Origin of the sequence: Gluconobacter vitians (assembly GCF_015244565.1) — a bacterium.
GTDB lineage: Bacteria > Pseudomonadota > Alphaproteobacteria > Acetobacterales > Acetobacteraceae > Gluconobacter > Gluconobacter vitians.
This window is the reverse complement of record NZ_JABCQG010000001.1, coordinates 165,457-181,135: the sequence shown is the minus strand read 5'-3', so window position 1 is coordinate 181,135 and position 15,679 is coordinate 165,457. Positions and strand designations below refer to the sequence as shown.

Annotated in this window: 10 protein-coding genes; 4 read left to right on the top strand and 6 right to left on the bottom strand. The window is 61.0% G+C overall.

All coding sequences use genetic code 11. The annotated features are described in order from the left end of the window. Positions 1-166: 166 nt before the first annotated feature. The 4 genes from gshB to uvrB all read right to left on the bottom strand — a co-directional run bounded on the left by gshB (position 167) and on the right by uvrB (position 5,036). Positions 167-1,144 (bottom strand): glutathione synthase, encoded by a 978-nt coding sequence (gene gshB / locus HKD24_RS00915; RefSeq protein WP_194258595.1) that lies wholly within the window; start codon positions 1,142-1,144, stop codon positions 167-169. A gap of 157 nt (positions 1,145-1,301) precedes the next feature. After that, a complete protein-coding gene (gene greB, locus HKD24_RS00910; RefSeq protein WP_194258594.1) occupies positions 1,302-1,808 on the bottom strand; it encodes a transcription elongation factor GreB in 507 nt (168 codons plus the stop codon). Beyond that, on the bottom strand, positions 1,801-2,718 hold the full coding sequence (locus HKD24_RS00905) for an aldose 1-epimerase (RefSeq protein WP_322783259.1): 918 nt from the start codon (positions 2,716-2,718) through the stop codon (positions 1,801-1,803). The genes greB and HKD24_RS00905 overlap by 8 nt, the downstream gene beginning before the upstream one ends. Positions 2,719-2,825: 107 nt before the next feature. Beyond that, the gene (gene uvrB, locus HKD24_RS00900) at positions 2,826-5,036 is read right to left on the bottom strand and encodes an excinuclease ABC subunit UvrB (RefSeq protein ID WP_322783263.1); all 2,211 of its coding nucleotides are present in this window, start codon (positions 5,034-5,036) and stop codon (positions 2,826-2,828) included. Between the two features lie 169 nt (positions 5,037-5,205). Here uvrB and HKD24_RS00895 point away from each other — a divergent pair, with 169 nt between their 5' ends. From HKD24_RS00895 to HKD24_RS00885, 3 genes are all read left to right on the top strand, one after another. Further along, the gene (locus tag HKD24_RS00895; protein ID WP_194258593.1) at positions 5,206-5,619 is read left to right on the top strand and encodes a hypothetical protein; all 414 of its coding nucleotides are present in this window, start codon (positions 5,206-5,208) and stop codon (positions 5,617-5,619) included. A gap of 692 nt (positions 5,620-6,311) precedes the next feature. Further along, positions 6,312-8,531, top strand: a complete 2,220-nt coding sequence (locus HKD24_RS00890) for a TonB-dependent receptor family protein (protein ID WP_228124094.1) — start codon at positions 6,312-6,314, stop codon at positions 8,529-8,531. 278 nt (positions 8,532-8,809) lie between these two features. Next, a complete protein-coding gene (locus tag HKD24_RS00885) occupies positions 8,810-11,173 on the top strand; it encodes a glucose/quinate/shikimate family membrane-bound PQQ-dependent dehydrogenase (protein ID WP_194258592.1) in 2,364 nt (787 codons plus the stop codon). A gap of 67 nt (positions 11,174-11,240) precedes the next feature. On the opposite strand, the gene HKD24_RS00880 is transcribed toward HKD24_RS00885, so the two are convergent. Further along, positions 11,241-12,602, bottom strand: coding sequence for an ABC1 kinase family protein (locus tag HKD24_RS00880; protein ID WP_194258591.1), 1,362 nt, complete (start codon positions 12,600-12,602; stop codon positions 11,241-11,243). Positions 12,603-12,610: 8 nt separating this feature from the next. Further along, entirely contained in the window at positions 12,611-14,431 is a 1,821-nt protein-coding gene (locus HKD24_RS00875; protein ID WP_194258590.1) for a M3 family oligoendopeptidase, read from the bottom strand. 110 nt (positions 14,432-14,541) lie between these two features. Between HKD24_RS00875 and HKD24_RS00870 the strand changes: the two genes are divergently transcribed. Then, positions 14,542-15,675 (top strand): acyltransferase family protein, encoded by a 1,134-nt coding sequence (locus tag HKD24_RS00870; RefSeq protein ID WP_194258589.1) that lies wholly within the window; start codon positions 14,542-14,544, stop codon positions 15,673-15,675. Positions 15,676-15,679: the final 4 nt, after the last annotated feature.

Sequence of the window (15,679 nt, the reverse complement as noted above, 5' to 3'; positions counted from 1 at the left end):
CTGACAACGCCTCAACCGAACCTGTAGAGCCTTTAAATTATTCCCTTCGTCCCAAAGACGACTAATTCTGAAGCACCCGGTCTGTACAGCTTTCCTCGGCCCGTCCAGCAATGTTGATCAAGAGGGTAAGCGTTTAATCAAACGTCGTTCTTTCACAGATCCAAACTCAGATCAGAACACGCCGCTCGATCGCATCCCAGATCAGTCCGGCGCTATTGATGCCGTCGAAACGATCCAGTTCCTGCAAGCCAGTCGGCGACGTCACATTGATTTCCGTCAGCCAGTCTCCAATCACATCGATCCCCGTGAAAATCAGCCCATGATCGCGCAGATAGGGCCCGATCGACTCACAGATTTCCTTATCTCGCGGCGTCAGCTCCACACTCATGGCCCGACCGCCGACATGCATGTTCGACCGCGCCTCACCCGTCGCCGGAACGCGGTTGATCGCGCCGATCGCCTCGCCATCCACCAGAATGATGCGCTTGTCGCCCTGACGCACGGCCGGTTCATAACGCTGGATCATAAGCGGCTCACGCGAACGTGCGAAATGCATCTCAAGTAACGCGCCCAAATTTTCATCATCCGGCTTGATCCGGAAAATCCCCGATCCGCCGTTGCCGTATAGCGGCTTGACGATGATGTCCTGATACTTCTCGCGGAACGCCAGGATTTCGCGCGTATCCCAGGTCACGAGCGTCGGCGGCATCAAATGCGGAAAATGCGTCACCAGCAGCTTCTCCGGCGCATTGCGCACCGCAACCGGGTCATTCACCACCAGCGACCGCCCCTCGCCCACGCCATGCACATGCTCCAGCATATGCGTGGCCGTGATGTAGCCCATGTCGAACGGCGGGTCCTGACGCATCAGGATCACATCCGTCTGCCCTAGATCCAGCACCTGCTCCTCACCGAACGTCGCATGATTACCCCGCTCGCGCCGCACCTCGACACGCCGCGCCCGGGCCTGCACACGTCCGCCCTTACCCTGCCCCTCGACAAGGCTCAGCGTCGTCACCGGATAGACCCACAGCTCATAGCCGCGCGCCTGCGCCTCGAGCATCATCGCAAACGTGGAGTCACCATCAATATTGACGTACTCCAGAGGATCCATCTGGACAGCAACGCGAAGAGAACGGGACATCGGAAAACTCCGGCTGGGAGAAAGAGGAGTGGTCCAGTTCTCTGTAACCGCATGACCCGGTTTTTCAAAATCCCTGCCAAGCGGAATTCCCTGTCATGTCCGCCAGCACCTGACATGGGCCTCCAGCAGCACGCCTGCACACTGCTCTCATAAACGCTCAGTCCGCTGCCACCGCCACGGGATAAACAATCTTCAGGATCTCAATCTCCACCGGCCCACGCGGCGTCTGCAACATCGTCACATCCCCGACACGCGTCCGCATCAACGCCCGCGCCACAGGCGAGACCAGACTGACCTCCCCTCGCGCCAGATCGGACTCGTCCACACCAAGGATCGTCACCGTATGCTCGACGTCATCCTCGTCCACATACGTCACGGTCGCACCAAAAAATACACGGTCCCGCGTCGTCTGGGCCGCAGGATCAACGATCACTGCATTCTCTAGCCGCTTGCCCAGAAACCGCATCCGCCGGTCAATTTCCCGCAACCGGCGCTTGCCGTACTGATAATCCGCATTCTCCGAACGGTCGCCATTACTCGCCGCCCAGGACACGATCTCCACAATCCGGGGCCGCTCCTTCTGCGCCAGCTCCCGAAGTTCGGCCCGCATGACCGCAGCCCCCTTCGGCGACAGATAATGTGAAAGTGGCGTCTTCTCAGCCATCGGCTTTCCCCACCCGAAACATCATGGACCCACCAACCTGCGCACCCGCCTCCAGCACATGCAGACCCCGGTCCGCGATTTCAGGATGATTGATCGCATCGGTCATATTCGTCACAGGCTCAACCGCCACGAACGGACTGTCAGGCGCTGTGAACACAACCACATGCCCGAACAGCCGATCCGCCTCAACAGTCACCGACAGCCCTGTATCCCCGTTCATCAGCACGGCCCGGCCGCCAAACCCGGAGAAACAGTTGTCGATCGCCCGTGCATGCGCATCCACAGGCTGCCCAAACGCCCATTCACCCTCACAGGGCACCTGCCGGGCTGGCAGGGAGTCCGGCGTCGTCAGCCAGACATCCGCCGCATCAAAAGCCAGCGTCGCGGCTCCCTTTGCAGCAAGAAACGGATGGAACCCCAGCCCCACCGGCTGCCTGCCCACGTCACGGTTCTCCACCACAAGCCGCACCTCAAGCCCGTCCGGCCTCAGCCCGTAAGACAGCTCGGCACGATAGGCGAACGGCCACTGCACATCATCAGGCTGAGACATATGGTCCAGCACCAGCACGACATCACTGTCCGTCCGGTGCGTCACCGTCCATTCCCGCTCCCAGCCATTGCCATGAATGACGCTGCTCTCACCCGCCATATTGGGAGCCAGCCGGTATTCCTTGCCCTCAAAGACAAAACGCCCCTGCGCAATCCGGTTGGAATACGGAACCAGCGGATAGGCCGCCACGGCCACTCCGCGCTGCGCCATCAGCGCCGGATTGGCCACAGGCAGGAACACGTCCTCCCCACGATACTGCCAGCTCCCAAGCGCCCCGCCGATCTTCGGCAGAACAACAACCCGCTGCTCCCCCGCGACAAGCGTGATGCTCCCGGATACGTCAGGCGAAACATCAGTCACGGGCGCAGCTCCCGAACACCATCTCGGGCACACCACCCGAAGAAAACATCATGAAAAACCCGTCCTGAAAAATAGGCGCAGCAGAAAAACCGGGCTTATGCCCCGGATCAGCGTCCCCGGCCACGCTTCTTCTTCGCCGGATCATACCCGCCCCCGCCCGGCCCAAGCGGCACAGGCGTCTTCGGAGCCTTCCGAGCCCCCGGACGCCCTGCTGTCGAAGACCCGATCGGCGGCGGCTCCAGTCCCATATCGATCGCCTCCAGCCGCTTGACCTCGTCACGCAGCCGCGCCGCCTGCTCGAAGTCCAGATTGGCGGCCGCCTCGCGCATCCGCTTCTCCAGATCCTGGATCGTGGCCGGCAGGGACTTGCCAACGAACTGTTCCGTATCCCCGGCCCCATCGGGCGCAACCGTTACGTAATCCTGCTCGAACACCGAGGACAGCGCATCGCCGATCCGGGAGCGAACCGTCATCGGCGTAATGCCGTTGGCCGCATTCCACTCCATCTGCTTCGCCCGACGCCGCGCCGTCTCCTCGATCGCGTATTTCAGGCTGTCCGTTTCCTTGTCGGCATAGAGCAGCACACGCCCTTCGACGTTACGCGCCGCACGTCCGATCGTCTGGATCAGCGACGTCCTGGAGCGCAGGAACCCTTCCTTGTCCGCATCAAGAATGGCCACAACCGAACATTCCGGAATATCCAGCCCCTCACGCAGCAGGTTGATCCCCACCAGCACGTCAAACGCCCCAAGGCGCAGATCGCGGATGATCTCAATCCGCTCCAGCGTATCCACATCCGAATGCAGATACCGGACCTTGACGCCCGCCTCCCCGAGATAATCCGTCAGATCCTCGGCCATCCGCTTGGTCAGCGTCGTGACCAGAACACGCCCGCCCTTGCTGATCGCCTCGCGACATTCATGCAGCAGATCATCGACCTGCCCTTCCACCGGCCGCACATCCGTCACCGGATCAATCAGCCCCGTCGGACGGATGATCTGCTCGGCAAACACACCGCCCGTCTGCTCCATTTCCCAGGGGCCCGGCGTCGCCGAGACGAAGATCGACTGCGGCCGGAACGCATTCCATTCCCCGAACGCCAGCGGACGGTTATCGATGCAGGACGGCAGACGGAACCCGTAATCCGACAGCACGCTTTTCCGCGCCCTGTCCCCACGCTCCATCCCGCCGATCTGCGGCACCGTGACATGACTTTCATCCACGATCAGCAGCGCATCTTCCGGCAGATATTCAAACAGAGTCGGCGGCGGATCACCCGGCCCACGCCCGGACAGATAGCGCGAATAGTTCTCAATCCCCTTGCACGCCCCGGTCGTCTCGATCATTTCCAGATCGAACGTGGTCCGCTGCGACAGACGCTCCGCCTCCAGCAGCTTCCCCTCTTCGGTAAACTGCGCCAGACGCTGCCGAAGCTCGTTCTTGATCCCGATCATCGCCTGATTGAGCGTCGGCCGCGGCGTCACATAATGCGAGTTCGCATAGACACTGATTTCCGCCAGATCCGCCGTCTTGTTCCCCGTCAGCGGATCGAACTCCACGATCTGGTCGATCTCATCGCCAAACAGCGACACCCGCCAGGCCCGGTCCTCGTTCTGCACCGGGAAAATATCGATCTGCTCGCCCCGAACCCGGAACGTCCCACGCTCGAAGCCCGCATCGTTGCGCCGGTATTGCAACTCCACCAGCGCCTTGATCAGCCGGTCCCGGTCAATGGACCCGCCAACCTCAAGCCGCACCACCATCTTCGAATACGTCTCGACCGATCCGATACCGTAAATACACGACACGGACGCCACGATGATCACGTCATTACGCTCCAGCAGCGCCTGCGTGGCCGCATGACGCATCCGGTCGATCTGCTCGTTGATCTGGCTGTCCTTCTCGATATACGTGTCCGACCGTGGCACATAGGCCTCCGGCTGGTAGTAATCGTAGTAGGACACGAAATATTCGACCGCATTATCCGGGAAGAACTGCTTCATCTCCCCGTAAAGCTGCGCTGCCAGCGTCTTGTTCGGCGCAAGAATAAGCGTCGGCTTCTGCGTCGCCTCGATCACCTTCGCCATGCTGAACGTCTTGCCCGAGCCCGTAACGCCCAGCAGGATCTGATCCCGCTCACCGCCCTCAACGCCCTGAACCAGCTCGGAAATCGCCGTCGGTTGATCCCCCGCCGGATCGTAATCCGATTTGACAACGAATTTGCGCGTCTTCGCCTTCGCAGGCTGCCGCTCCGGCAGGAACTGGGTCATCGGCATTGCAGTCGCATTACGGACGGACGAGGATTCTTTTCTGGCCATCATGCCAAGATGGGAAAGCGCATCACGGACAGCAAGAGCCTTCCCTGCCCTCTTCCATAAAGACAGCATTCCACCTGCGTATCTTTATGACATTTTATTGCTGAAAGGGATGGAGAGACTCGCATACCGGGGGTATCAAGACCGGCGTATCTTTGAAGGAAGAACGGTCATGGACGTCCAGACGATCGAGCAGACCTATAACCAGCTCCAGCAGCAGGCCCAGCAGACTGCACAGGCACTTCAGGCTCTCGGCTCCAAAATGCAGACCGCCGCCCAGACCGGCGACATGCAGGCCCGCGAATGGTCCCTCGACCTGCGCGAACTCGCCCTCGCCTTCCAGGCCGAACAGCAGCAGGTCACGAACCTCCTGCAACAACTCCACGCCGCCCTCGCCAACGCCCAGCAGGACTACGGCACACAGCCGACCTATCAGCAGCCCACGCAGCAGGTTCCTGTCCAGCCGGTCCAGTCCGTCCCGGACAACAACTTCGTCTCGAACATTCTCAATTCCGGCTTTGCCCGTTCCGTCGAAGCCGGCGCCGGCTTCAGCATCGGCAACGACCTCATCAAGGAAATCTTCTGATTTTTCAGGATGTTTCGCCCCTGACAGCTGCCGGTACCCCACCCCGGTAAAGCACCCGCGACCCTTTTCTGACCCGGCTTTCCGCCGGGCCAAGTCTTCTTCCGGTCCCGGATTTCATCCAGCAAAAATCGCTGCGCCCCGATCCGGCTTTCCGAAGAGACCCCAAGAAATCATATACGAAAATATAACGATCTCAGTGCCGGATTACTTCCGGTTTTACGAGATATGTTAAAATTATTTCACGAAAAAGAAACTGACAATTCCGTAAATAAAAATCATTCCGCGTGAATACGGATTGTCTATTATTAATTATCTTGAAAAATACTCTCTTTATTATTCGAATGTCTCCGCGAAGAAGTGATGTATTAATGAAACAGAACGACAAAAATACATAAATTTGCTAATAAAAATGTTGTTTTGTTTCATTTTCATGACCTAGCGTGACCGACAGGATTTACATCGACGAAAATTAGGACCACCCCGTGCAGTCAGACCTGGGACGAAATCTGTTATCCGGCGTTGCGTTGATCGGCCTTCTGATCAGCTCTGCCCATGCCGAAACCACCGACCACGCCGAGCATAAAACGCATCCGCATCGTGCGACTCACGCGAATCACGCCCGCACCACGGCGCCGACGCATCGCGCGCCTGCCCCCCGCAAGCACACGGAAGTCAAATCCGGCTCCGAATCCATGACCGTTCATGTGCGCCGCAGAGGCTCCCACAGTGCGGTCGAGGTCGTGTCGCGCGAAACGATGGACCACTTCGTCGCCGGCACCAGCCCGATGCAGATTCTCGCCCTGACGACACCGGGCGCGAACTTCGCCTCCGATGACGCTTTCGGTCTCGATACGGTCGCCAACACCCTCTATGTCCGCGGCTTCAACCAGACCCAGCTCGGCGTCTCGCTCGACGGCATCCCGATGGGCGGCCAGGGCTTCCATAACTGGAACGGCCTCGGCGTCGACCAGATGGAAATCCAGGAAAACATCACCAGCCTGACCATGTCCCAGGGCGCAGGCGCACTGGAAACCCCCTCGGCCCAGACGCTTGGGGGCGCCATCACCTTCACGTCTTCGGACCCGTCCGACAAGGCAGGCGGCCAGATCAGCCAGCTCTTCGGCAGCTATAACGGCTTCCGCACCTATGGCCGGGTGGACAGCGGCAAGCTGAACTCCAGCGGCACGAAGTTCTACGCCGCCTATGCCCGCACCGCTCAGGACCTGTGGAAGGGCTATGGCGACCAGCAGGAACAGCAGGCCAATTTCAAACTGGTCCAGCCCGTCGGTGACCGCGGCAAGATCACGGCCGTCTTCGATTACTCGAACTTCGCGCAGTACAACTATCTCGGCCTGACCAAGAACATGTGGCAGAAGATGGGGCGCAACACGACCTATCTGAAACCCAATTACGAGCTCGCCAAGCAGTACGCCTATTACGCCCAGAACGGTGGCGTCCCCGCCGGGCTCGAAGGCGTGCTCTCCAATGACGAAATCGGCGATTACGCCTATGACGGCACCCAGACCCAGAGAAACTATCTATCGGCCATCACGGGTGAATTCCAGCTCTTCCCGAACGTCACGTCCAAGACGATCGCCTACGCGCATGTCTCGAACGGCGATTACAGCGCAACCAACCCGTTCCTGATCTCGCCGAGCTCACAGGTCCCGATGGCCATGGAAACCGGCCATCCCGACGTCCGCCGTCTGGGCTTCGTCCAGAACTTCGACATCCATGCCGGCCATAACAACGACATCAAGACCGGCATCTGGTACGAGAACGACCGCTTCAACTACCCGATGATGATGTATGAGGACGGCGTCAACACGCCGCATTCCTCCATCGCCGACTTCAAGAACGGCACCACCTGGTGGTCTGACTCCTTCAACACCAATACGTTCCAGTTCTACCTGCAGGACACCTACCAGATCATTCCGGGTATGACGGTTGAAGCCGGCTTCCGGTCCCTGCTGCAGACCACCCACGGCGGCACCAGCGTCGACAACACGAGCTCGCTGTCCGAATGGGGCGTGTATTACAGCCACCCCGCCTCCGGGAACCTGACGGCTGCCAACGCCTTCCTCCCGCATTTCAACTTCGACTACCACTTCCTCAACCAGCACGAAGTCTATTTCGACATTGCTGAAAACATGCGCGCCTATGACTATTCGGCCCAGAGCTCCAGCGGCTCTCCGTGGTCAGGTCTCGGAAGCGCCTCCAACCCCGCACAGACCGTCTTTGACGAGAACAAAAAGTCCCTGCGCCCCGAGCGGACCTGGAACTACGTCGTCGGCTACCGCTTCAACTCCCATTTCTTCTCCGGAAGCGCGGATTTCTACCACACCGACTATTACAACCGCCTCGCCGCCATCACGAGCGGCTCAACGGGCAACACCTACAGCTCGTTCATGAATGTGGGTCGTGAGACCATGAACGGTGCAGACGTCGCCGGCACGCTCCGCCCCCTGCCCGGTCTGGCCATCACCAACAGCTTCAGCTGGAACGATGCCACCTATGAAGACTCGCACCTGCCCTATAACGGCGGTTACGTGAGCATCAAGGGCAAGCGTCAGGTCTACTACCCGAAGTTCATGTACAAGGCTGACGTGAGCTACACCTGGCACCACGCAACCTTCAACTTCAACACGACGTACACAAGCGCACGTCAGATGACCTACACCAACGATGAGCAGATTCCGGCCTACTGGACGTCAAACCTCAACGTTGCCTACGATTTCGGCAAGGTCGGCTTCGCCCAGAGCCTCAAGACCTCTTTCGGAATCTCCAACCTCTACAACCAGAACTATATCGGCGGCGTTTACGGCGCAGCCTCGGTCGCCGGTGACGACAACGCCAACCTGTTCGTCGCCGCCCCGCGCGAGTTCTTCGGAACGATCGCAGCCCAGTTCTGATCCGCTCCCCGCGATCCGGTGCCTCTCACAGGCGCCGGATCCGGCCATCCGGTCAGCCCCTCACATAACGACAAAACATATCACATACATCTTGTGACATTATGTTTACCGTTCTGTTATCTCCGCTCATATCAATGTTATATTTCACATAAGCGCAGACATGCCATTCATCGCACTGATCAATCCTGATCCAAGGATCCCAGTACGATGGACACCCGATCACCTCGCCTTTCTTTCAGCAGCTGTCTGGCGTCTCCCACCAGTGGAGACACCCTCCAATGAACAGCGCACCCCGCATCCTTCCGATGATCATCGGACTTCTCGGCGCCCTCATGGCCGCCTTCCTGATCATCGAAGGTGTACGCCTTATCGTCCTCGGCGGCTCATGGTTCTATGCCCTCGCCGGCATCGCACTCGCCGCCAGCAGCTTCTACATGATCCGTCGCAGCATCCTCTCGACATGGATCGCCCTCGGCCTTCTGATCGCGACGATCCTGTGGTCGCTCGGGGAGGTTGGCATCAGCTTCTGGCCCAGCTTTTCCCGTCTGATCGTGTTCCTGTGCGTCGCCCTGATCGCGACCCTCATGACACCCTGGCTCAGCGGCCCCGGCCGGCGCTACTTCACCCGTCCCGTCATGAGCATCACATCCAGCGCCCTCGGCGCCATCATCGTAGCCTTCCTCGCCGGCATGTTCCGGGTCCACCCGAGCATTGCCCCGCAGGACACCACCCACCCGCAGGAAACCGCCTCCGCCAGCGAACCCGACCAGACCGGCCATGACTGGCCCGCCTATGGCCGCACGGCGTCTGGCACGCGCTACGCCAGCTTCACACAGATCAACCGCGACAATGTCAGCAAGCTCCGCGTCGCCTGGACCTACCGCACCGGCGACATGGCGCTGAACGGCGCCGAATTCCAGGGCACCCCCATCAAGATCGGCGACACGGTCTATATCTGCTCGCCACACAACATCGTCTCGGCCCTCGACCCGGACACCGGCACGGAAAAGTGGAAGTTCGACCCCCACGCCCAGACGAAAGTCTGGCAGCGCTGCCGCGGCGTCGGCTACTGGCATGACAGCACGGCCACGGACGCCAACGCGCCCTGCGCCTCGCGCATCGTCCTCACCACGATCGACGCCCGCCTCATCACCATCGACGCCCGCACCGGCCAGGCCTGCACGGACTTCGGAACGAACGGCAACGTCAATCTCCTGACCGGCCTCGGCCCGACAGCTCCCGGCTCCTACTACCCGACCGCTGCTCCCCTCGTGGCCGGTGACATCGTGGTCGTCGGCGGCCGCATCGCCGATAACGAGCGCACCGGCGAGCCCTCCGGCGTCGTCCGCGGCTATGACGTCCGCACCGGCGCACAAATCTGGGCCTGGGACGCCACCAACCCGCATCGCGGCACCACACCGCTGGCCGAAGGCGAGATCTACCCCGCCGAAACCCCCAACATGTGGGGCACGGCCAGCTACGACCCGAAACTCAACCTCGTCTTCTTCCCGCTCGGCAACCAGACCCCCGATTTCTGGGGCGGCGACCGCAGCAAGGCTTCGGATGAATACAACGACGCCTTCGTCGCCGTGGACGCCAAGACCGGCGACGAACGCTGGCACTTCCGCACCGCCAACCACGATCTCGTGGACTACGATGCGACCGCCCAGCCCATCCTCTACGACATCCCGGACGGCCATGGCGGCACCCGCCCGGCGATCATCGCCATGACCAAGCGTGGCCAGATCTTCGTGCTCGACCGCCGCGACGGCACCCCGATCGTCCCCGTGGAAATGCGCAAAGTCCCCCAAGATGGCGCACCGGAACACCAGTACCTCGCCCCCGAACAGCCCTATTCCGCCCTCTCCATCGGAACAGAGCGCCTGAAACCCAGCGACATGTGGGGCGGCACGATCTTCGATCAGCTCCTGTGCCGCATCCAGTTCGCCTCCTACCGCTATGAAGGCGAGTTCACCCCCGTCAACGAGAAGCAGGCCACCATCATCTATCCGGGCTATTACGGCGGCATCAACTGGGGCGGCGGCGCCGTGGACGAAAGCACCGGAACGCTGCTCGTCAACGACATCCGCATGGCCCAGTGGGGCAAGTTCATGAAGCAGGAAGAAGCCCGCCGCAGCGGCTTCAAACCCAGCTCGGAAGGCGAATATTCCGAACAGAAAGGCACCCCCTGGGGCGTCGTCCGCTCGATGTTCTTCTCCCCCGCTGGTCTCCCCTGCGTAAAACCGCCCTATGGTACGATGAACGCCATCGACCTGCGCAGCGGCAAGGTCAAATGGAGCATGCCGCTCGGCACCATTCAGGACATGCCCATCCACGGCATGGTCCCCGGCCTCGCCATCCCGCTGGGCATGCCAACCATGAGCGGCCCGCTGGCCACCCATACCGGCCTGGTGTTCTTCTCCGGCACGCTCGACAACTACGTCCGCGCGCTCAACACCGACACCGGCGAAGTCGTCTGGAAAGCCCGTCTCCCCGTCGCCTCACAGGCCGCTCCCATGAGCTACCTGTCCGACAAGACCGGCAAACAGTACATCGTCGTCACCGCAGGCGGCCTGACCCGCTCCGGCGTCGACAAGAACCGCGGCGACTACGTCATCGCCTACGCCCTGCCCTCCGAATAAGAGCGCAGACGCAAAAAAGGGGCGCTTCCCGCAAAGGAAGCGTCCCTTTTTCATGACCAGAAAACCCTCAGAGCGACGACAGAGCCGGAGGCACCTTCGCCTTCGCCAGAGCGTCCTTCTGACGTTGCGCCAGAACGTTCACATCGAAGCCCTCGATCAGCTCCTCGAACATCCGGTGCCAGTTCAGCCGTGCCTCCAGACGCAGGAACGCACTCCCCAGCCCGATCGCCGAGCGGTCCATCAGCACAAACTCACGCGGCAGCTTCACACCACCCGTCCGCTTCAGCCCGTCATAGACTTTTTCCAGAACCTGACGCGCTTCTGCCGGATCATTGCTCTCCTGCATGGAGCACACCCGGTCCGTCATCAGCGGACGATAGAAGAACCGCGCCCATTCATTCAGGATATTCGCCGTCTCGCGCGAAATGCCCTGAAAGCCCCATTTGCTGTACGCATGGAACGCCAGTTCCTCGTTGTTCTCCCGCAGCGCCGTGAACAGGTCGATGACCCCTTCCACAAAGCGCGGCGAAAAGACCCGAACAGCCCCGAAATCCAGCAGGTTCAGACCATAATCATCCCGCACGGTGAAATTGCCCATATGCGGGTCACCGTGAATGACACCATAGCGATAGACCGGCGTGTACCAGGCCTTGAACAGCGCCGTGGCCATCGCATTGCGATCTTCCTGCGGCATCTTTTCATCCAGAACGGCCCGCATACTACGCCCGCTCACCCAGTCCATGGTCAGCAAACGCCCGGTGGACAGCGCCTCGACCGGAGCCGGCACCGTCACTTCCGGCGTGTCCGCAAGCATGTCCCGATACAGGCGCAGATGGCTTGCCTCACGCCGGTAATCCAGCTCCTCGCGCAGCCGGTCCGCAAGCTCGGTATAAACCTCGTCCTGACGGATCGCAGTCTCGAACTGCCGGTAAATACCCAGCGCCGCCCGGAACTGCCGCAGATCCGAATCCACGGCCGCCTGCATGTCCGGATATTGCAGCTTGCACGCCACTTCGCGCCCATCGACCAGACGCGCCCGATGCACCTGCCCGAGTGACGCCGCCGCCACGGCCTCATGACTGAAGGAGCGGAAATGCTTTTCCCATCCCGCGCCGAGCTCGGCCTGCATGCGACGGCGCACAAAGCTCCAGCCCATCGGCGGCGCGTTGGACTGCAGATGCGCCAGTTCGTCGGCATATTCTTCGGGCAATGCGCCGGGAATGGTCGAGAGAAGCTGGGCCGCCTTCATCAGCGGCCCCTTGAGGTTTCCCAACGCGGATTTCAGGCCCTCTGCATGAACGCCCTTATCCGTCTTGAAGCCCAGACGACTGCCCGCCATCCGCGCCGCAATGCCGCCGACTGCGCCGGAGGTCCGCGCCATGCGACGCAGCTCCCCCATGAGACCGGTGTTGTCGAGATCCCTCGCCATGATGCTCCTCAGTCCTCCTGCTCGAGCTGATCAATCAGTCCCGAGATCACATCCAGTCCTTTACGCCAGAAACCCGGATCTGTCGCATCAAGTCCGAAGGGAGCGAGCAGTTCCTTGTGGCGCAGCGTTCCGCCTGCTTCGAGCATGGCGCGGTATTTCGCGGCAAAACCCTCAGGCTTCTCCTGATAAACACCATAAAGCGCATTCACCAGACAGTCCCCGAAAGCATACGCATAAACATAGAACGGCGAATGCACGAAATGCGGAATATACGACCAGTAGAGGTCATAATCCGGTGTGAAATGGAAGGCCGGCCCCAGACTCCGGACCTGAACCTCACGCCAGATTTCCCCCAGACGCTCCGGCGAAAGCTCACCCTTCGTCCGCTCGTCATGGACCTTCACTTCAAACTGGTAGAACGCGATCTGCCGGACCACCGTATTCAGCATGTCCTCGACTTTCGCCGCCAGCATGTGACGACGGCGCTTCGGATCGCTCTCCGCATCCAGCAGGGACTGGAACGTCAGCATCTCGCCAAACACCGACGCCGTTTCCGCCAGCGTCAGCGGCGTATCGGCATTCAGATACCCCTGCTTCTGCCCCGCCAGCGTCTGATGCACGCCATGCCCCAACTCATGCGCCAGCGTCATCACGTCACGCGGCTGCCCGCGATAGTTCATCAGAATATATGGATGAACAGACGGCACGCAGGAATGCGAAAACGCCCCCGAAGACTTGCCCGCCACCGGAGCCGCATCAATCCAGGGATGCGTCAGGAACCGGTTCACGATCTCGCCCAGACCCGGATCAAATCCGGCATAGGCGGTCCGCACGATCTCCTTGCCCTGCCCCCAGTCGATCTTCCGCGCTTCAACACCCGGAAGCGGCGCATTGCGATCCCAGTGCTCCAGCTTCTCCAGCCCGAGCCATTTCGCCTTGAGCGCATAATACCGGTGCGCCAGCCGCGGATAAGCCTCGTCCACCGCACCCACCAGCGCATCGACGACCTCGTCCTCAACCATGTTCGCCAGATTGCGCGAACTCGTCGGGCGCGGATACCCGCGCAGCTTGTCCCCGATCGCCTTGTCCTTGGCGAGCGTGTTGGTAATCATCGTCAGCAGCCGCGAGTTCTCACCCAGAACCGCGCTGATCTGCTGCGCCGCAGCCTCACGCTTTGCGCGGTCCGTGTTCGTCAGCAGATTGAACGCATCACCGAGCGGCTTTTCCTCACCGTCGATCGTGACACTCAGCGTCGCCATCGTCTCGTCGAACAGCCGGTTCCAGGCATTCCGCCCCGTCACCGACTTGTCCATAAGCACCTGCTCGACCTCGTCGGAGAGCTGATACGGCCGGTACATCCGCAGATCCCGCAGATACGGATCCCATTTGCGCATTTCCTGCGCCTCGCAGATCCGCGCCAGCACCTCATCCGGAATCCGGTTCAGCTCCAGCGTGAAGAACATCAGATCGGAGGCCACCTCCGTCATCCGCTCCTGCACACCCTGCGCAAACCGCCCCCAGACCGGATCAGTCGTATGCGCCGCAAAGCCAAGACTGGAGAAAGACCCGATCTTCCCCAGGCCCTCCTCGATCGCCTCATACTCCGCGAACGCCTCCGCAAGCTCCGCGCCGCTCAGCGTCTCAAGACGCCCCTTATACGTTTCGCAGAAACTGCGCGCCGCCCCGGCCCAGCGATCAAAATCCGACGCCAGAACCGGATCTTCCGGCGACGCATAAAGATCGGAAAGATCCCAGCGTGGAGGCGTCTGCTCCCCGGAGGATGAATGCGAGGACGAATGCGGGGTGCCGTCAGCGGCAGAAAAGAGCATGGTCATATCCTGACCTTAAACCCACAATCCCCCCCGTCAAACGGGATGTTGATGACAAATCCGTAGTGTAAAACCACGACAAAGCCCCAACCCGGATCTGCCCCCGCTTCATGCACCCATACCCCTCCCAGGCATCAGCGCACCTGACATCCTTTGAAAACCTGCGAAAGCGGATCGCAGGCCCCGATCTGGTCCGCACCGTCGCCCTGCTCGATGTCCTGATCTATCATGAAGGAAGCCTGTTCTGCTCATGGTGGCACCGCACCCTGCCCGCGCATCTGGCAGTCCTCGGCTTCCACGGCGTGATGCTGTTCTTCGTCCTCAGCGGCTTTCTGATCGGCACGATCATACTGGACCTGCTGGAGCGCGGAACATCCCTCAGAGGTTGGGGCATCTTCCTGCTCCGCCGCTGGCTGCGGACCCTTCCCGCCTATTATTTCTGGCTGTTCGCGCTGCTGATCCCGCTCGCCTACTTCGGCCCCTATGGCGTGCCGTGGGACGAAGCCCGGCACGCCCTGCCCTGGTTCCTGACCCTGACGCAGAATCTCGGCTGGCCCATGGTCTCGGGCTGGTACGGCGTCACATGGTCGCTCTGCGTGGAGGAATGGTTCTACATCGCCTTCCCCACCCTGCTGCTCACACTCCTCGCCTGCCGCCTGAAACCCGCGTCAGCGCTGGGAGCCACCCTCGCAGCCTTCTTCATCGGCCCGCTCTGCTGGCGCCTGTCCCTGCCTGCGGACGTCAACTGGAACGAGGTCACCAGCAAGATCGTCCCCTGCCGCTTCGACTCCATTGCCTGGGGCATCGCCGCAGCCTGGCTGTACCGGTACCGGCCCGCACTGACCCGCTACAGCACGATCCTCGCCGCCCTCGGCACCGCAATCATCCTGACAGTCTGGTGGACCAGCACGGGAGGTCCCACGCCATGGTCGTCCCGCTTCGGGGCCATGGCTTCATTCGACATTGTGGGACTGGGCTATGCGCTCTGCATGCCCGCTATGATGCAGGTACGGACCCTCCCGCCCCTGATCGGCCCGGCAATCCGCAGCATCAGCACACACAGCTATGCGGTCTATCTGTGCCATTTCCCACTGGTGATGATGGCCGGCGACCTTCAGGTCCGCTACGGCCTCGGTCGCAGACACGCCGTGATCTTCACAATCCTGACCACGATCGGCGGTGCGATCCTGTCATGGCGCCTGGTGGAACGCCCCTGCCTGAAACTCCGTCCCAGACAGGGGTAACGCG